The following is a 17,230-nucleotide window of genomic DNA, read 5'->3' as shown; positions in this document are numbered from 1 at the left end:
AAGCCAGAGTTTTATTTTTATAACCTAATATATTTGTCACTTAGTAATCATTAATTGGTGTGAATTGCGAAGTGCGTTGGCGCAGCCCGCCGCAGGTATAATCTGAAGTTTTACCGTAAAAAAAATAAGCCATTATATGAATAGTTGGCACGTTTACGGGACTAGCGAATGTCTAAAGAATTATTAAATTTGTTTCAGGAAGCATACAGCAATCTCGAACTATTTCCGTTGATGGAACAAAATGAAATGGAAAAGTTTAGAGTTGAATATGGTGATGATTTGATTGCAGATCTTAACCAATTGGTTGAAGATAGCCCCAATGGGGATAGTAAGATTATCTTTACCGGACATCGCGGATGTGGTAAGTCAACTTTGTTAGCTGAGTTTAGCAGACAAATTCAAAATAAGTATTTTGTAGTTTTATTCTCTATTGCTGACAAAATTGAAATGTCAGCCGTTAATCATATTAATATCCTGTTTGCTATTGCAGTTAATTTAATGTCTGAGGCGGAAGCGCGTCAGGTTGAAATTCCTAAATCGACAAAAGAAGCTCTTTATAAATGGTTTGCTACCCGCACTCGCACTGAAGAATTAAATTTACAAGCTGAAGCCGAAATAGGTTTTGATTTGCTCAAGCTGATTAGCTCGAAATTAAAAGCTGATGCGACTGTAAGGGATGAAATTAAACAAGAATTTGAACGCAAAATTTCAGATTTGGTAGCGAGAATTAACGAAATTGCTGCTTTAATTCAAACTGCTACTAAACAAGATGTTTTAGTGATTATTGATGATTTAGATAAACTCGATTTAGGTAGAGTTAACGAAATTTATAAGGATAATATTAAAGCACTTTGTCAACCTAATTTTCGGATAATCTACACTATCCCAATTGCTGTGCTACGCGAAACATTTATCAGCACGATAATTACCACAGAAACTAACGACCAAATTGTGGTAATGCCTGTGTTAAAAATTTTCGAGAAGGGTAAAAATCGGCTGCCTAATACCCAGCCTCGTCCTGAGACAATCAAGATTCTTGGTGAGGTTTTACAAAAGCGAATTTCTAGTGAGTTAATAGCGGATAAAACTGCTGAAAAAATTGTTATTTACAGTGGCGGAGTCTTACGAGAGTTAATCAGAATTGCTAAAGAATGCTGTCGCATTTGTTTGCGTCTTATCCGCAGAAATCCAGCAGAAGAAATTCTCATTGATGAGAAAATTTTAGTCCAAGCTATTAATAAAATTCGTAATGATTTTTCCATACGCTTAGGAAAAGTTGATATAGATATTTTACAAAGTGTCTACGCTCAATTTATGCCCAACGATCCTAAACAGCCTGAATTTTTAGATTTGCTACATGGGCTATATGTTTTAGAATATCGCACTGATGAAACTTGGTATGATGTTCATCCAATCCTGATAGAAAGCTTGAAAAGGAAAGGAGTTATCCGTGTTGAATGAAGAATTTTCAGATGATGGAGATTTGTTAGAGCATGAGCGAGAGAATCAAGATGCTTATGATGATTTAATTGTTTCTATTGAATCACAAAAACGGGGATTAAATTTACTAATTGCTGTCTGCGATGATGGTAATTTTCGTGATGAGATTATTTCTAAGTACGAAGCCGAACTCCAACCGAATTTTCGTCCATATCGGGTGATTTTAGCACGACAGGAACCGAGCCTGAAAGCTGCTCTAAACCAATTAGTGCAACAAGAAGAATATCTCCGTCAACGTAATCTAGCAATCATCACTATTACGGGTGCTGAACAACTTTATTTTCTCAAATTAGGGGAAGAACAATCAGAACAGGAAAAATTTTTTGGTTATTTACAGTGGACAAGGGAAGGATTGCGAGAATTTCCGTTTGCGATTGTACTTTGGGTAACTAATCAAATTTTAGTCAACTTGATTAAAAAAGCTCCTGATTTTTGGAGTTGGCGCAATGGAGTTTTCCGATTTGTCTCAAAAAAAACGAATGCGATCGCAGGTAAAGAACTAGAACCGATACGCTTTGTTTTTAGAGACACGGAATTAGCCAGCACTGATACTAATGAAAATCACTCGTTTTTTTTGCCTATCCAAGATTTACAAAGGTTAATCGAGAAAGTTGAACAGGAAAAAGGAACCAAAGATCCCAGCTTGGCTACTTTATATTCCAGGTTGGGTGATATTTATCGTAGTAGGTTAGATCGGGGTGAGTCTCAAAATTATCAAAAAGAACAGGAACTAGCAATTAAGTATTGGCGTAAGGCGATAGATTTGTACAGTGAATTAGGTTTGCAGATAGATTTAGCTGCTAATCTGAATAATCTAGCAGGACTTTACCGCGCAACAGGACGCTACAAGGAGGCGGAACCTTTATATAAACAAGCTTTAGAACTGACTAAAAGTCTTTTAGGAGATAATCATCCTTCTTTTGCTACTAGCTTGAATAATCTTGCCAATCTTTATAAATCTACTGGACACTACAGCAAAGCAGAACTTTTATATCAACAAGCTTTGGAATTGAGGAAACGCTTGTTGGGAGAAAATCATCCTGATGTTGCCGCTATTCTCAATAATCTGGCATTACTATACGATCAACAAGAACGTTACAACGAAGCTGAACCTCTTTATCTACAGTCATTAGAAATGAGAAAACATCTGCTTGGGGAAAATCATCCTTCTCTAGCGATAATTCTCAATAATTTAGCACTACTTTATTATCATCAAGAACGCTACGGAGAAGCTGAACGATTATCGCTCCAAGCAATAGAATTAGATAAGCGATTTTTAGGAGAAGAGAATCCAGAGGTAGCGACAGATCTTCACAATTTAGCATTAATATACCGCGCTCAAGGGCGTTATCAAGAAGCCGAGACTTTGTTTTTACAATCTTTGGAAATCAAGCAGCGTTTACTGCAAAAAGCCCATCCCCTTTTGGCAGATACCATTTACGCTTTGGGCTATATGTACCGAGAACAAGGACGCTTTAATGAGGCAGAAACTTTGTGTATAAAAGCGTTAGAACTTGATAAACAACTGTTAGGAGATAATCATCCTAATGTCGCCGAAAGTCTCAATAATTTAGCAGAAATTTATCGATTAACAGGGCGTTACAGTGAAGCAAAACCCCTGTATCAGCAAGCTTTAGATATTTGTCAGCAAATTTGGGGTGTAAATCATCCCCGTACTGTTACCGCTCGTGAAAATTTAGCATATATTAGCGATCGCCTCGCCTCAGAGAAGTAACATTGATGAGGAAATTCTCAGGCGCGATCGCCTAAACTCGACGTTTCCGGTTTCAAACGAGAATGTTCCTGTTTTAAGTGAGAACATTCCTGTTCCAAACGAGAACATTCCTGTTTCAAACGAGAACGTTTTAGTTTCAAGTGAGAATGTTTCTGTTTCAAGCGCGAAGTTTTGTGTTTTGAGGTGAAATGATGGGGTTGTGGAGGCGATCGCTTGACTTCAAATCCTCAAAGTTGGGGTTTGGGACGAGAAGTTTCGTGTTTTGAGGTGGAGTGATGGGGTGATGAAGGCGATCGCTTGACTTCAAATCCTCAAAGTTGGGGTTTGGAAGGCGAAGTTTCGTGTTTTGAGGTGAAATGATGGGGTTGTAAAGGCGATCGCTTAAGCTTTGAACTGCAAATTACTGCTTTAGCAAACAAATTATTCCTCATCAGGCTCATCTATTATCGGTTTTTGAGCAGCGTGTCTCACAAAGAGAATCTCAACACTATCATCAACAATGGTAAAAAGAATCCGATAGGCATTTCGTCCTTTTCCATAAATTAATTGTCTGATTTCTTGCTCAAAAAAATTATTTTCAAATGCTAGAGAACAACGATTAGGCATTGTTTCTAGTGATAAGACAGCTTGATATAATCCTTCTAACCATTGTCGAGCTTTGCTAGCAGAAACATTACTAAACCAAAAATAGGCTTCTTCTATAGCCTTTTGCGCTGCGGGTTGTATAATGACCTGATATTTCTGATTCATTGGGAACTGTCTAATTTATCAAACAGTTCATGGAAAAAATCTTCAGCTTTTTTTCCTTTTCCTTCTTGCATCTGTTCCAAACCAATTTTAATACCCTTTAAGGTTTCTACTAACTCAGCAGCATCTAAAAGTTCCTGATAAGATTCTGCATCTTGAACAACTAACTCTGCTTTTCCGTTGACAGTTAGAACTAAGGGGTGTTTTGTTTGCTTCAGACGCTGCAAAAACTCATTCGTATTACGTTTAAACTCGGTGAGGGAATGAATATCTCTGGAAAGGTTTATCATAGCCTTAGCATTTTATTAGCATTTAATTAAATGCTAATAATAATTTGCTGAGTTTGTCAATAAAATTGTGAAAAGAACGTTAGCAAAGCTAACCGCAGGTATCGCCTAAACTCAATATTTCAAGTTCCAAGCTCAAAGTTTCCTGTTTCAAACTCGAAGTTTTGTGTTCCGAACTCGACATTCCATGTTCTAAGCTCGATATTTGATGTTTCAAGCTCAAAGTTTCGTGTTCTAAGCTCGATATTTGATGTTTCAAGCTCAAAGTTTCGTGTTATGAAGTGAAATGATGGGGTTGTGGAGGCGATCGCAGTACTTCAAAACCTCAAAGCTGGGGTTTGGAACGCGAAGTTTCGTGTTTTGAGGCGGAATGATGGGGTTGTGGAGGCGATCGCAGTACTTCAAAACCTCAAAGCTGGGGTTTGGAACGCGAAGTTTCGTGTTTTGAGGCGGAATGATGGGGTTGTGAAGGCGATCGCTTGACTTCACAACCTCAAAGCTGGGGTTTGGAAGGCGAAGTTTTGTGTTTTGAGGTGAAATGATGGGGTTGTGAAGGCGATCGCTTGACTTCAAATCCTCAAAGCTGGGGTTTGGAAGGCGAAGTTTTGTGTTTTGAGGTGAAATGATGGGGTTGTAGAGGCGATCGCTGTGCTTCAAATCCTCAAAGTTGAGATTGGGAACTGGAAGTTTCGTGTTTTGAGGCAAAATGATGGGGTTGTGAAGGCGATCGCTGTACTTCAAAACCTCAAAGCTGCGATTTGGGACGAGAAGTTTCGTGTTTTGAGGCGAAATGATGGGGTTGTGAAGGCGATCGCTTAACTTTTGAACTAAAAATTTCACCCAACAGAACTAGTTACTTCCCGGCTATCGTCTAAAATTGGAACATCGTGCTGCTGTCCATCTATTGCAGCTTTTGTAGATCCATTAACTAGTGGTTCTTCGCGAAGGTTAGCGTAGCCATTAATTCCTCTTTTTACTTCATCTGTGGCGGAGACTTCAATATCGCTTAACTTTCCTTCCGCTTCTGGAGGAAATAACAGCGCAATATCTATTAAAGGCAAGGCTATAGTTACTGTTGTACCTTGATAAAGTCCTGCACTCTTGAGGGTAATGCTACCTTTCATGAGTTCGATTAAGTTGCGTGAAATCGCCAATCCTAATCCTGTACCCTCTATTTTGCCTCTACTCGCACCATCTACCATCATAAAGGGGCGAAATAGTTTATGCTGTTGGGCAGGATCGATGCCCATGCCTGTATCTGTAACATGAATGAGTACCTGAGGTTGATCGTCGCTGTGTTGAATTTCACAGGCGATCGTAATGCTTCCTTTTTCAGTAAATTTAGTAGCATTACCAATCACATTAATTAGTACTTGCTTGAGTTTTGCTGCATCGGCTTTAACTGGAATTACTTCACTACCCAGATCGGTTTTCAATTGTAAGCCTCTTTGTTGCACATTCACTGATTGTAAATTAATTACTTCTAGCAGCAATTTGTGCAGGTCAATGGGTTCTGTCACAACTGAAAGTTTGCCAGCTTCAATTTTAGAAATATCAAGTAAATCATTAATAATTCCTAATAGATGAATCGCTGTTTCATCGGCACGTTTTAGGAATTCTATTTCTTCTTCTCGGTTATCGCACAAGCCATCGTGAACCAAGCGAACACAATTAATAATAATATTTAGTGGGTTGCGCAATTCATGGGAAGTTGTAGCTAAAAACTGACTTTTAATTTGATTAGCAGTTTTTGCTTCTTTCCAAGCTATTTCTAGTTCTTCAGCCCAAGCTTTGAGCCTTTCCACCATTTGGTCTAGAGCTTGTGCTAGTTGATTAAACTCGCGAATTTTAAAATTGTGGGGAACTGGTTGATCTTTGTTGTTGCTGTCTATATTGAGAGCATAATCTCGCAATTCTTCTACAGGCCCTGCTAGGTAAGGAGCTAAATATAAAGAAGCCAACAAGCTTGCACCTATTAAGCCAACTGTTAAAACTATGAGAATAAGTTTTATTTCTTCCAAACCAAAAATAGCATTATTGACACTGGTAACAGCTAAAACGACCCATTTTTGTGGCGATTGTTGTTTGACGGGATCGGTAATAACAGTATATCCAGCTAATAGTTCTTGCCCTTGTTGAAAGGACAAATTTATCGAACCTTTTTGCCCAATAGTTGCATTTTTAATAAGTTTTTGCAGTTGAGAAGCATCTAAGTACTCTTGAATATTACTTCCCACTCTTTCTGGTAATGGATGGGCTAAAATTGTGCCATCTTCATCGAAAACTACCAAAGAACCTGTGAGCGATCCCGGTTGCTTCTGAGTTTGTTGATATAATCTTGACTTAATACTTAAGCTATAAAGCAATTTACCTGCATCATCGTAGACTGGGGCAGATAATAATAATTGCAGTTGGTTTTGCGAATCTCTGGAACCAGTGGTTCCCGCCTTTGGAGGTAATATTGTTGTAATATCAATTCCTTGACTGGGTAAAAATGAACTTGGTTCTTCAATTGTTTTGTCACCACAACTACTGGCAACAATATCGTCCTTTTGTAAGTCCTTTAATTGAATACAGTCAATTTGGGTTGGTAGTTGTTGTGCTACCTGAGTGAGAAATTCTTGCGTCTCGCTTGGTGACGGCGACTCGATAAGTTTTGTTTTACTCATAATGAGTAAACTAGTTTTGAGGGTAGCGATCGCGTCTCCAATCTTCTCACCTTTGATGACAGCACTTTCCGTTAAGTTCTGTCGAGAAGTTTCCAACAGGCTAGTCCGTGCCTTATTTAAGGCTACTATCTCTCCTATGAATAATACTGGCACAAACACCAGCAATATTCTCGTTAATAATATCCGCCGAAAGGATGATTGACGAGGCTTTGCCATCGAATGTCTCACTTCGCATCTGCAAACCACAACAGCCAAAGATATGCAATTAAACCAGCTAAATGAGACATTTTATGAAGTTATGACTACTTTATTGCCAAATTTTAAAGATATCAAAGCTTCGTTCGACAAAATGAAACATAGTATACCAAAACCCCTAAAGGTTAGATGTAAAACAGACTGGTGTTGCATATGTATACAGTTGGGAAATTAGTAGGCAGTTACTTGCAGGTATGGATTTTTGTTAATTCCACGCACTAGCAAGGAATATATTAAAACTATCAAAGCAATTCAATGGTGCAACATCGTCCTCATACCACAGTAGTTTTGGCAATGAGTGCAGATGGCAAAATAGCAGATTTCAGGCGAGAACCCGCTCGGTTTGGCTCAAAGGCTGATAAAGCACACCTGGAAGAACAAATTGCTGCCTCTGATGCCGTTTTATTTGGTGCTGGTACTCTCCGTGCCTACGGCACTACACTAACCGTATCACACCCAACACTGCTGCAACATCGAATACAGGGGGGCAAATCTGCCCAGCCACTTCATATAGTCATTACACACGCTGCTAACCTCAATCCGGAACTTCACTTTTTTCAACAACCAATTAGACGCTGGTTGCTCACGACTACAGCCGGGGCACTTTCCTGGCAAAGACGCGAAGGGAAACTTCCTACAAAGGCGGGAACTCCCCCACAGGAATTGGCTCCGAAATTCGAGCAAATTTTGGTTTTTGAAACACCAACAGGCAAGATTGACATTCTTGCCGCGCTGCAACACCTGGCATATCTACATATAACACGGTTAGCAATATTAGGGGGTGGGGAGTTAGTAGCTTCTATGCTGGAATTAGATTTAATAGATGAATTATGGCTGACTGTATGTCCTTTGATTTTGGGCGGTGCTAGCGCACCCACACCTGTGCAAGGTGAAGGATTTGCAGCAAATTTAGCTCCCCGCCTCCAACTTCTGGAAGTTCGCCAAGTTGATCAGGAAGTGTTTTTACACTATAAACTGCAACAAATAGTAGATTAGATTACTCTATTAGGGGTTGGGCATTGGGCTTGTGGCGGGACAGGGTCATGGGGCATTGGGCATTTGTCTCCCTCGTCCTACCTTGTCCCCCTGATCCCCCTAGCCCCTAGTCCTAGTCCCTCATTTCCCTAAAAACCACACGATGATAGAAAAACTCAAACCTCGCTATTCTATCGTTTGGAGCGAGAAAATTGCCGAAATCCCCCAACAGGCTTGGGATGCTTTGGCTTTACCGCTGAAAACTCCTTTTTTAGAGTGGGAGTGGCTGAACAATCTGGAAATATCCCACAGCGCTACAAGGAGAACTGGTTGGTTACCAAATCACTTGACTTTGTGGCGTGACAGAACGCTGATTGCTGCGGCTCCACTCTATCTCAAAGGACATAGTGCTGGCGAATTTGTCTTCGATCACCAGTGGGCAAGTTTAGCTGAACGTATTGGGGTGGATTATTACCCGAAATTGTTGGGAATGACACCCTTTACTCCGGCTGAAGGCTATCGCTTTTTAATTGCTGCGGGAGAAGATGAGGATGAAATTACAGGTTTGATGTTGCATGAGATTGACTCTTTCTGCAATCAGCATCGCATTTCTGGCTGTCATTTTCTTTATGTCGATCCCCAATGGCGGCCTGTGCTGGAACGACAAGGCTTGACAACTTGGTTGCATCACAGTTACATCTGGGAAAATGTTGGATTTAATAATTTTGATGATTACTTAGCTGTGTTCAACGCCAATCAGCGTCGCAATATTAAGCGGGAACGCAAAGCGGTGGAAAAAGCGGGTTTAAAACTGCAACCGCTGACTGGGGATGAAATTCCTCATTCTCTATTTCCTTTGATGTATCAGTTCTATGCTGATACTTGTGACAAGTTTGGCTGGTGGGGTAGTAAATACCTGACAAAGCGGTTTTTTGAACAGTTACACAGCAATTACCGCCATCGGGTGTTATTTTTTCCTGCTTACAGTGAGCAAGATAGCCGTCACCCGATAGGAATGTCTTTTTGTCTATTTAAGGGCGATAGACTGTATGGGCGCTATTGGGGAAGTTTTCAAGAAATCGATTGCTTGCATTTTGATGCTTGCTATTATGCGCCAATTGAATGGGCGATCGCTAACAATATTCAAATTTTTGACCCTGGTGCTGGTGGACGGCACAAAAAACGGCGCGGTTTTCCTGCTAAACCCAATCACAGTTTGCACCGCTTTTACAACAGCCGTTTATCACAAATTTTGTTGCCCTACATTAAAGAAGTGAATCAACTCGAACAGCAGGAAATTGACGCGATTAATGCGGAGTTACCTTTTAGTAACCGAGATATTGAAAGACAATAAATTACACTGGAAATGGAGCGGATAAACTTTGCAAAAATTTGCTTTGAAACATGACTATGGATTTGATGGTAGAAGATTTGGCAGCGATTGACGATCAGCTTTCTGGGCGACATATTGATCTTGACCCTAGCGGATATTTCATTATCTACTTGGATCGTCCGGCAAAATTAATTTATGCCAAGCATTTTACAAATGTAATTGATGAGCGTGGTTTAGCTGTAGATCCAGAAACGGGGAAGGTGATTCCTGCTAAAGGAAAAGTAGAACGAACTAACACCACTGTATTTAGTGCTAGAACCGCTAAGGAACTTTGCGTCAAAATATTTGAAGAAACTCAGCCCTGTCCAGTTAGTCTTTTAGACCATGCAGCTTATTTGGGTAGAGAATTTGTCCGGGCTGAGGTGGCTTTAGTAACAGGGCTTGAGTACGTTCAAGATTGAACTTAACTGCTAATTGTTGACCGTTAACAGTTGACGGTTAACAGTCAACTATCAGCTATTAACCATTAACCATTGTTAGATGGTTGATTAACTTGGTAGAGGTAATAAGTTGCCATTGGGATAATAGTGGCGGCAATTAACAGCCCTACTACCCAAGCCGTTGCATTACCTTGGTCGGTTTCGGAGGCTTTCTTGAATGTCCCTTCTACCTGTACCTTGTCCACAACTTTGGGTGGGCCGGGATCGGTTTCACCAGAGAGGACGGCGACTAGGCGATCGCTGGCATCTAAGAAGGCTTGGTTATATTTGTTACCATCTCTTAGTGGTGCCATTACTGTTTCCGACGCTACGCTCTGAGCGATATCGTCTGTCAGCAAAGTCTTGACTTTATCTCCAGTGATAATTGCAGTACCATTTGTTACAGTGTCAATTACCAATAGAGTTTGATTAGCTTGTGCAACTTTTGTGGGAAACCATTTTTCAAACAGCGCTTTGGCGAAACTTTCTGGTGTTTCCCCATAGTCAAGTCGGCGAATGGTGACAATTCTGGTTTCGTAACCAGTTTGCTTTGCCAAATCTGACAAGGTGCTGCTAATCTTACCTTCGTTGATCCGACTGATAGTGTCGGCTTGATCGACAACCCAGGTGCTGTTATCTGCTGCCAGATTGGGTATTTGATATGCGCCAGTGGCTAACGCACAAGGCACAACTAGCAAGGAAACTAGAGCGATCGCTACTAATGGCAGAATTAGCTTAGTCAGGTATTTTTGGATGATAATTGCTTGGTTGAGGAGCTGTTCCATTGGATAAACTCGAGAGACAGACTTGCACCAAAAATACTACACAACCACTGTCAAAATCACCTGGTTGATGTCTTTTTCCACCTGAAAGTTTTCGCCATACCCCAAAGATAGATTTTATTGCGCGAAGCTGGGTCAGTTGTCAGAACCCAGATTTGAGTTTTTTTTAGCTATTTTCAAGGAAATCCGCCCAATTAGAGATAAATTCTCAAATTAGGCGGATTTTGCAAACCATTGGGGGATATTACCATATAATTTCAGATTTTTAGGGTTGTTGTTTTAAAATATTAATCTTTCGTACTTTAGGCAGTGGCGAAAAGTTTGATTAATTGCCATCGCCCTTTTATTTCTTTTCACTCAACTGCTGTACAAATTGGCATTATGAGTTGGGAAACCAGGATAATTTTGCTACGAGCTTCTCAAGTAATGCAGAGTTGTTTTGGGTTGCAGTTGCTCATCGCTCAACTGTGGTAGCGGTTGCAGAATATTGGTAGACTCTAGCGGCGGTTGACGATAGAATTCCACTGGCTTTCCTCAAATATATGACTATCATCCTCACTAACGACGACGGTATCGACGCGCCTGGAATTAAAGCGCTGTTCAAGGCTGTCAAAGAAGAAAATGTAATTATCGCTGCGCCGAGAGATCATCAATCTGGCTGTGGACATCAAGTTACTACAACTCGCCCCATCAACCTCCAGCGGCGATCGCCCACTGAATATGCGATCGCCGGGACTCCCGCTGATTGTGTAAGAATTGCAATATCACAAATTAGTGAAGATGTCAAATTTGTGTTATCGGGGATCAATGCCGGGGGTAACTTAGGTGTCGATGCTTACATTTCCGGTACAGTAGCGGCGGTGCGAGAAGCTGCAATGAATGGGATACCGGGAATTGCCATTTCTCACTATCGCAAAGCCAAGCAAAATTTTGACTGGGAACTCGCTGCTAAGTTCACAGCTGAAGTTTTGGCTGACTTACTTCAGCGTCCCCTAGAACCAGGACACTTCTGGAACGTAAATCTGCCACATCTGCAACCAGGAGAACCAGATCCGGAAGTGGTGTTTTGCCAACCCTGTACCAAAGCCTTGCCAATTAACTATCGGATTGAAGGCGATGATTTTTATTATGTCGGGGAATATGGCAAACGCGATCGCACTCCTGGTAGCGATGTGGATGTCTGTTTTTCCGGTAACATTTCTGTTACCAAATTAAGGGTGTGAATTGTCAAGAGTCAAGAGTCAATAGTCAATAGTTAGTTGTCCCCCTTGTCCCCCGGTTGGTGAATCTCGACTCCGCTCGATTACCGCGTTCGCGTAGCGTCTCGCAGAGAAGTCGAACCACATCCCCCTCATTCTTCTTCATCTGACCCTTGTAGCAGTATCATCAGCTTATCTAGCGTTTGTGTCAGTTGGCTGAGTTTTTGTAATGAATCATCTTGAGATTCCGCAAGAGTCTGTACAGCGTCACACAATGCAAAAATTTGATAACCCTGTTGCTGTAACTGCTTGCCTTGCGCTTCAACTTGCACGCTAAGAGTCTCAAGTCTTTGCGCTAGACTCTCAATTGTCTCCGTAGTAGAAAGTACTGCTTCGCCGATTTGCTCAACAATCGATTCCAATCGGCCTATCTTAACTTCGACTCCTGTTGAAATCATTTCTCCACCACCCTAATGTTCCGAGATCAACATACAAATACCGCCACGGTTATTGAATAATTTAATATACGCATTAATACTGGAAAACCGCCACTATTTAAATGTAATTACCCATTAATACGTATTTATTCGTAGCAAATTATAGCGATAATCAACTTGATTACAAATTTTTCTCATGATTATTTACCTTTTCCTACAGTTGTTTAATTAACTTTATCCTAAAAATTCAAAAAGTCAGTATGCTGAAACACATCTGGTTCGCATATTTACTAAGCTTTGCAGATCATTTGTCAGTTATTTTTAGATCTGGTTTCATCTCCTGTTCTGTTGTCGGCTGTATCAATATATCTTTGCCACTGATATCACGTCTGTTTAAAAAATTTTCATTGCCAGCGGAGAGAGTAGCAATCACAAAACTCCTGCAATTGCGTTGTTTCACTCCGTTACACTCGCTGCGGATATATCATAAGTAATTTGTCTGACATGAAATGACTAGTGACTACTGACTAAATCCGCAATTTGTGGGTGAGTCTTTTTAATATTGATTGCCTTAAGGAAAGAATGTTTAATTTAAATTGGTCACACCTTATAGCAGATATTTGGCGATGAATACAGTAATTTTACGGTAAAATAAATTATTTTTAATACGATTAATTAGGCGCAGGAATTCTTCTAAGTGTCTTTGTGCCTTTGTAGTGAAAAAAGGATTTGTCAAATATTTGACAATCTCCCAGCACAGCATAGCTTGGTGGGAGATTCTGGCTTCACAGAAACCCGCTTTTTGGGACAACACCAGTTTCAAAATTGTGTTTTCTACCCTGAGGCACTATAAGTTAATTGCATTGCCCAAAAAGACAATGCCGATCGCACAAAAAGCTAAACCACCAAGGGAAATCTTATTTGGCAAAATAGAGTAAATTTCTCTAGCACTCATCACCACAGCACATTGAGTTAAGGTAACGCCCAGTACATAGATGACTAAGGGCATAATTCCTGTATCCATTACGGATTCAGCCCCAGCATAACCGTGTAACAAACCAGCGATCGCTCCTATAACTGAGAGCACAACAGAGTTCGGTTTGTTTAACATCATCAGCATAGCGCCAAAGGCAATTGTGGACGTGGCGATCCCGATTTGGACACCTGGTATATTTACATGGAATAGATGAATCACCATCCCAAAGGCTGCGGCTGAGCCGAAAGATGCAGCAATCAAAGCGCCACGAATTATTCCCGCAGAGAGTAAACCAATGGCTACAAGACTAGCCAGACGATTTAAGCTAATTACTGGATCTGCTATTCCCCAAAGCAAGCCTTCCCAGGAATTAGAAATAGCCGGATGTCCGTGAAATCCACTCAAGGAAATCAATAAGCTAATTAAAGCAAGAGCCGCGATCGCTCCAGCATAACTACGCTTTACATCTTTGGCAGATGTTGATAATTCAACTGTTAACATCCATTTATACCAAATAAGTTTTTTGATAATTTATGCTACCCAATTTTCTCAAAAAACTAACACAATCTTCACTATCGACCTCGGGAAATACGTAAAAATGCTGTGATGTTAAAAGTTTTAATTGATGGTTTAGCTAGAAGGAACTATTTTATCTTCTGATCTAATTCTTAATGATGCAGCAGATTTCATCCGGATAGGAATTTGAATCAGAATTTCCGTCCCTTGCGGCGATACTGCAATACTGTTTAACTGACCTCCATGTTGAGCTATAATCTGGTGGCTAATAGATATACCTACATTTGTATCGATAGATTTATTAGTAAAAGAGGAGTCAGATATTTTTTCTTGTACTTCTTCTGTCACCCCACGTCCATTATCTGTAATCTTAATTATTACTTGATTACTGCCTTCTAAAACCTCAGTATGAATGCGAATCTGAGGCTGATTAGATGAGCTTTTGACACAAGCGATAGCATTATTGAGAATATTCAGAAATACTTGATTGAGTTGTCCTGGATAACACTCAACTTTAGGTAATTTTCCATATTCTTTAATCACCTCAATATCCCCATGATCTGCTTTGCCTTTTAAGCGGTTTTGTAAAATGAGGAGAGTGCTATCAATACCTTCGTGAATATCAACTTCTTTGACATTGGCTTCATCTAATCGAGAGAAATTTCGCAAACCTAAGATTAGCTTACGGATGCGATCGGCTCCCATTTGGATAGAGGATAATATTTTCGGTAAGTCTTCGTTAATAAAATCGAGATCAATTTTTTCAGTAATAACTTGAATTTCCTCTGGGGGATTTGGATAATTTTCTTGATAAAGTGATACTAAATCGAGCAAGTTTTCGGTATATTCTTGAGCTACTGTAGTGTTACCATAAATAAAATTAATTGGGTTGTTAATTTCATGAACAATACCCCCAACTAATTGCCCTAGAGAAGACATTTTTTCTGTATGAATTAGTTGAGCTTGGGTATTTGCTAGTTCTTGCAATGTAAGTTTCAGTTGACTGTTAGCTTTTTCCAGTTGTGTTGGACTTGGTAAAGCCAGTGCTTGAGGAATTATCGGCAGTAATACAACAGCTGTATAAATGGAAATAAAAGCCGTAATCGCTTTAATTAAACCAGACAGCCAGTAAGTTGGATGCCAAAGCGTCCATATTTCCATTAAGTGTGTTGTACCACAGGAGATGATAAAACCTCCAAATAATAACAGTATTGATTTAAAGGGCAAATCCTCTCGCTTACGAACAAAATAAACAAGTGCAACAGGAATCGAAAAATAAGCTAAAGCAATCAAAGAATCTGAGAGGATATGTAGCAAGACTAACTCCGGTTTCCAGAGATAGCAGTGTCCATGCGGAATAAATGCGCCATCTACAAAGAAACTTTGTAAAAATTCCCACATAAAGTATTTACTGTGTATAATTTGTCAGTTTATTTGCTTGACAAATTATATGCGTAGTACAGAGAATTGTCTCTAGTACTCAAACCCTAATGCAATAATTCCTCTATCTGATGCTGGCTCCACAAATTTCTGTAAAGACCTTGTTGTTGCACAAGTTCTAAATGAGTACCCATCTGGACAATTTTTCCTTTGTCCATAACAAAAATCCGGTCAGCCGCCGCCGCCGCAGATAATTGATGTGTGATAAAAAGCACTGTTTTTTTGACAGTACCACTAGATAAATTTTTCAGGATTTGTGTAGCTGTTTGATTATCTACACTGGAGAGAGCATCATCCAATATTAACACTGGAGCATCAACCAGCATTGCCCTAGCCAAAGCAGTACGTTGTCGTTGTCCACCAGAAAGAGTAATTCCGCGCTCACCAACTATAGTCTCGTACTGTTGCGGAAAATTGCTAATTTCTGAGTTAATTTGAGCTTGTTGAGCGGCTACTTCTACATCCTGCTGTTCTCTAATTGGATCGCCGTAGCGGATATTATTTTTGATTGTAGTGCTGAACAGAAAGCTATCTTGGGGAACATAGGCGATCGCACCTCGTAAAGAAGCTAATGCAATCTTTGTAATGTCCAACTCATCTAAAAATAGCTGTCCTGATTCAATTTCTAACAGGCGTGGTAAAGCATTAGCTAAAGTAGATTTTCCTGAACCGATGGCCCCAACAATTGCCACAGTTTCCCCAGGATTAATCGTAAAGTTCACATGATCTAAAGCTTTTGTAGTAGCACCTGGGTAAGTATAACTGAAATTTTTCGCCCTCAGCTTGCCTTGAACTTCATGCTTGGGTAGATGGATGACATCGCTGGTGTCTTGAATTTTCGGTGTCACCGAGAGAATAGACTCTAGGCGATCGATACTCACCTCACCCCGTTGGTAAGCGGTAATAGTAAAGCCTAACAACGCTGTCGGAAAAACTAGACGTTCTACATAAATTAGTAGTGCCAAAAAATCTCCAACAGGAAGAGTTCCCGCAGAAATCCTTGTTGCTCCTAGCCAAATAATTATTAGCGAGCTGATATTGGCTAAACCTGCAATCAAAGGAAACAGTGTATTTCGGCTTTTTGCCAGTTCCAAATTAGCAGTTAATAGCTGCTGATTCTTCTTGGCAAAAGCTCGACGTTCGTTTTCTTCTTGGGCGTAAATTTTAATTAAAGCAATACCGCTAATATCTTCTTGGATGAGTTCGCTAATATCAGAAAGTTGCTCTTGTACTACCGTTTGTTGTTTACGCAGGCGATCGCTAAATAGATGCACTAACAAAAACATCAAAGGATAGACTGCCAGAGAAGCTAAAGTCAAATCTACACTAATTGCCAACATCACTGGCAGTGTCAACGCATAGGCAAACAATGTATTGGCTAAACTCAGAACTGCAAAACCCAACAACCGCTTGATATTTTCGACATCACTAGTAGCCCTACTAATTAAATCACCAATGGTGTTAGTGGCAAAGTAAGCAGGCTCTAGCTTGAGTAGATGTGCAAAAATCCGCTGTTTTAAGTCAAATTCCACCTCGCGCCCCACCCCAAATAGCCAGATACGTGAGGCCATGCGGATTAACCACATTGCGGAACTGAGCAAGATGATAATGACTACGTAATTTAAAATTTCGTACCAGCTAAAGGTTGTTGATAGTTTGTCAACACAAGTGCGTATCAACCAAGGAATATAAACGCCTAATCCATTTACGGTTAATAAAGCCAGAATGCCCAATATAGCTTCCCGCCAATGGGGACGCAAGTAAGCACCGAGTTTAGCCAGCCGTCGAGATTGTACCATGCGAGCAATTTCAACAATTTATCATTCTAGACCAACTGTCTATCAGTCCAGACTTACCGAAATGCCAGCAGCCTGACTTACTTTACAGCAAATCTACTGAA

16 protein-coding genes are annotated in these 17,230 nt (G+C 40.3%); 6 read left to right on the top strand and 10 right to left on the bottom strand.

Features of this window, described 5'->3' with window-relative positions:
• Positions 1–168: 168 nt before the first annotated feature.
• Positions 169–1,461, top strand: a complete 1,293-nt coding sequence (locus AACU32_RS26675; protein ID WP_096604183.1) for an ATP-binding protein — start codon at positions 169–171, stop codon at positions 1,459–1,461.
• The gene (locus tag AACU32_RS26670) at positions 1,451–3,235 is read left to right on the top strand and encodes a tetratricopeptide repeat protein (protein ID WP_339378297.1); all 1,785 of its coding nucleotides are present in this window, start codon (positions 1,451–1,453) and stop codon (positions 3,233–3,235) included. Before AACU32_RS26675 ends, AACU32_RS26670 begins: the two co-directional genes overlap by 11 nt.
• Positions 3,236–3,252: 17 nt before the next feature.
• Here the strand turns inward: AACU32_RS26670 and AACU32_RS26665 are convergent, their stop codons facing one another.
• From AACU32_RS26665 to AACU32_RS26645, 5 genes are all read right to left on the bottom strand, one after another.
• On the bottom strand, positions 3,253–3,396 hold the full coding sequence (locus AACU32_RS26665) for a hypothetical protein (protein ID WP_339378296.1): 144 nt from the start codon (positions 3,394–3,396) through the stop codon (positions 3,253–3,255).
• A 259-nt stretch (positions 3,397–3,655) separates the two neighbouring features.
• A complete protein-coding gene (locus AACU32_RS26660) occupies positions 3,656–3,985 on the bottom strand; it encodes a type II toxin-antitoxin system RelE/ParE family toxin (RefSeq protein WP_096604182.1) in 330 nt (109 codons plus the stop codon).
• Positions 3,982–4,272, bottom strand: coding sequence for a type II toxin-antitoxin system Phd/YefM family antitoxin (locus tag AACU32_RS26655; protein WP_096604181.1), 291 nt, complete (start codon positions 4,270–4,272; stop codon positions 3,982–3,984). The genes AACU32_RS26660 and AACU32_RS26655 overlap by 4 nt, the downstream gene beginning before the upstream one ends.
• Positions 4,273–4,530: 258 nt before the next feature.
• The gene (locus AACU32_RS26650; protein WP_339378295.1) at positions 4,531–5,109 is read right to left on the bottom strand and encodes a hypothetical protein; all 579 of its coding nucleotides are present in this window, start codon (positions 5,107–5,109) and stop codon (positions 4,531–4,533) included.
• Complete coding sequence (locus tag AACU32_RS26645) at positions 5,106–7,154, bottom strand: ATP-binding response regulator (RefSeq protein ID WP_096604179.1); 2,049 nt, start codon at positions 7,152–7,154, stop codon at positions 5,106–5,108. Before AACU32_RS26645 ends, AACU32_RS26650 begins: the two co-directional genes overlap by 4 nt.
• Before the next feature lie 294 nt (positions 7,155–7,448).
• On the opposite strand from AACU32_RS26645, the gene AACU32_RS26640 reads away from it, so the two are divergent.
• The 3 genes from AACU32_RS26640 (at position 7,449) to AACU32_RS26630 (ending at position 9,962) form a co-directional block, all read left to right on the top strand.
• Complete coding sequence (locus AACU32_RS26640) at positions 7,449–8,189, top strand: RibD family protein (RefSeq protein ID WP_096604178.1); 741 nt, start codon at positions 7,449–7,451, stop codon at positions 8,187–8,189.
• A gap of 142 nt (positions 8,190–8,331) precedes the next feature.
• Positions 8,332–9,522: a GNAT family N-acetyltransferase gene (locus tag AACU32_RS26635; RefSeq protein WP_096604177.1), complete on the top strand. Its 1,191-nt coding sequence runs from the start codon at positions 8,332–8,334 to the stop codon at positions 9,520–9,522.
• Between the two features lie 56 nt (positions 9,523–9,578).
• Positions 9,579–9,962, top strand: a complete 384-nt coding sequence (locus tag AACU32_RS26630; RefSeq protein WP_096604176.1) for a DUF4346 domain-containing protein — start codon at positions 9,579–9,581, stop codon at positions 9,960–9,962.
• A 65-nt stretch (positions 9,963–10,027) separates the two neighbouring features.
• On the opposite strand, the gene psb32 is transcribed toward AACU32_RS26630, so the two are convergent.
• Positions 10,028–10,765: a photosystem II repair protein Psb32 gene (gene psb32, locus AACU32_RS26625; RefSeq protein ID WP_096604175.1), complete on the bottom strand. Its 738-nt coding sequence runs from the start codon at positions 10,763–10,765 to the stop codon at positions 10,028–10,030.
• A gap of 539 nt (positions 10,766–11,304) precedes the next feature.
• Here psb32 and surE point away from each other — a divergent pair.
• On the top strand, positions 11,305–11,985 hold the full coding sequence (gene surE / locus AACU32_RS26620) for a 5'/3'-nucleotidase SurE (RefSeq protein ID WP_096604174.1): 681 nt from the start codon (positions 11,305–11,307) through the stop codon (positions 11,983–11,985).
• Positions 11,986–12,113: 128 nt separating this feature from the next.
• Here the strand turns inward: surE and AACU32_RS26615 are convergent, their stop codons facing one another.
• The 4 genes from AACU32_RS26615 to AACU32_RS26600 all read right to left on the bottom strand — a co-directional run bounded on the left by AACU32_RS26615 (position 12,114) and on the right by AACU32_RS26600 (position 17,129).
• Entirely contained in the window at positions 12,114–12,419 is a 306-nt protein-coding gene (locus tag AACU32_RS26615; protein WP_096604173.1) for a hypothetical protein, read from the bottom strand.
• An 826-nt stretch (positions 12,420–13,245) separates the two neighbouring features.
• The gene (locus AACU32_RS26610; protein WP_096604172.1) at positions 13,246–13,875 is read right to left on the bottom strand and encodes a HupE/UreJ family protein; all 630 of its coding nucleotides are present in this window, start codon (positions 13,873–13,875) and stop codon (positions 13,246–13,248) included.
• Between the two features lie 129 nt (positions 13,876–14,004).
• Complete coding sequence (locus AACU32_RS26605; protein WP_096604171.1) at positions 14,005–15,291, bottom strand: sensor histidine kinase; 1,287 nt, start codon at positions 15,289–15,291, stop codon at positions 14,005–14,007.
• 86 nt (positions 15,292–15,377) lie between these two features.
• Positions 15,378–17,129: an ABC transporter ATP-binding protein gene (locus AACU32_RS26600; RefSeq protein ID WP_096604170.1), complete on the bottom strand. Its 1,752-nt coding sequence runs from the start codon at positions 17,127–17,129 to the stop codon at positions 15,378–15,380.
• Positions 17,130–17,230: the final 101 nt, after the last annotated feature.

The organism is Calothrix sp. NIES-2100 (assembly GCF_963875285.1).
In the GTDB taxonomy this organism is placed as follows: domain Bacteria; phylum Cyanobacteriota; class Cyanobacteriia; order Cyanobacteriales; family Nostocaceae; genus Aulosira.
Note: the sequence above shows the minus strand (reverse complement) of the source record. Positions and strands in the feature narration are given on the sequence as shown.

Coding starts and splice junctions, on each gene's coding strand:
- AACU32_RS26675 (WP_096604183.1), top strand. CDS start 169: ATGTCTAAAGAATTATTAAATTTGTTTCAGGAAGCATACAGCAATCTC.
- AACU32_RS26660 (WP_096604182.1), bottom strand. CDS start 3,985: ATGAATCAGAAATATCAGGTCATTATACAACCCGCAGCGCAAAAGGCT.
- AACU32_RS26655 (WP_096604181.1), bottom strand. CDS start 4,272: ATGATAAACCTTTCCAGAGATATTCATTCCCTCACCGAGTTTAAACGT.
- AACU32_RS26645 (WP_096604179.1), bottom strand. CDS start 7,154: ATGGCAAAGCCTCGTCAATCATCCTTTCGGCGGATATTATTAACGAGA.
- AACU32_RS26640 (WP_096604178.1), top strand. CDS start 7,449: ATGGTGCAACATCGTCCTCATACCACAGTAGTTTTGGCAATGAGTGCA.
- AACU32_RS26635 (WP_096604177.1), top strand. CDS start 8,332: ATGATAGAAAAACTCAAACCTCGCTATTCTATCGTTTGGAGCGAGAAA.
- AACU32_RS26630 (WP_096604176.1), top strand. CDS start 9,579: ATGGATTTGATGGTAGAAGATTTGGCAGCGATTGACGATCAGCTTTCT.
- psb32 (WP_096604175.1), bottom strand. CDS start 10,765: ATGGAACAGCTCCTCAACCAAGCAATTATCATCCAAAAATACCTGACT.
- surE (WP_096604174.1), top strand. CDS start 11,305: ATGACTATCATCCTCACTAACGACGACGGTATCGACGCGCCTGGAATT.
- AACU32_RS26615 (WP_096604173.1), bottom strand. CDS start 12,419: ATGATTTCAACAGGAGTCGAAGTTAAGATAGGCCGATTGGAATCGATT.
- AACU32_RS26610 (WP_096604172.1), bottom strand. CDS start 13,875: ATGTTAACAGTTGAATTATCAACATCTGCCAAAGATGTAAAGCGTAGT.
- AACU32_RS26605 (WP_096604171.1), bottom strand. CDS start 15,291: ATGTGGGAATTTTTACAAAGTTTCTTTGTAGATGGCGCATTTATTCCG.
- AACU32_RS26600 (WP_096604170.1), bottom strand. CDS start 17,129: ATGGTACAATCTCGACGGCTGGCTAAACTCGGTGCTTACTTGCGTCCC.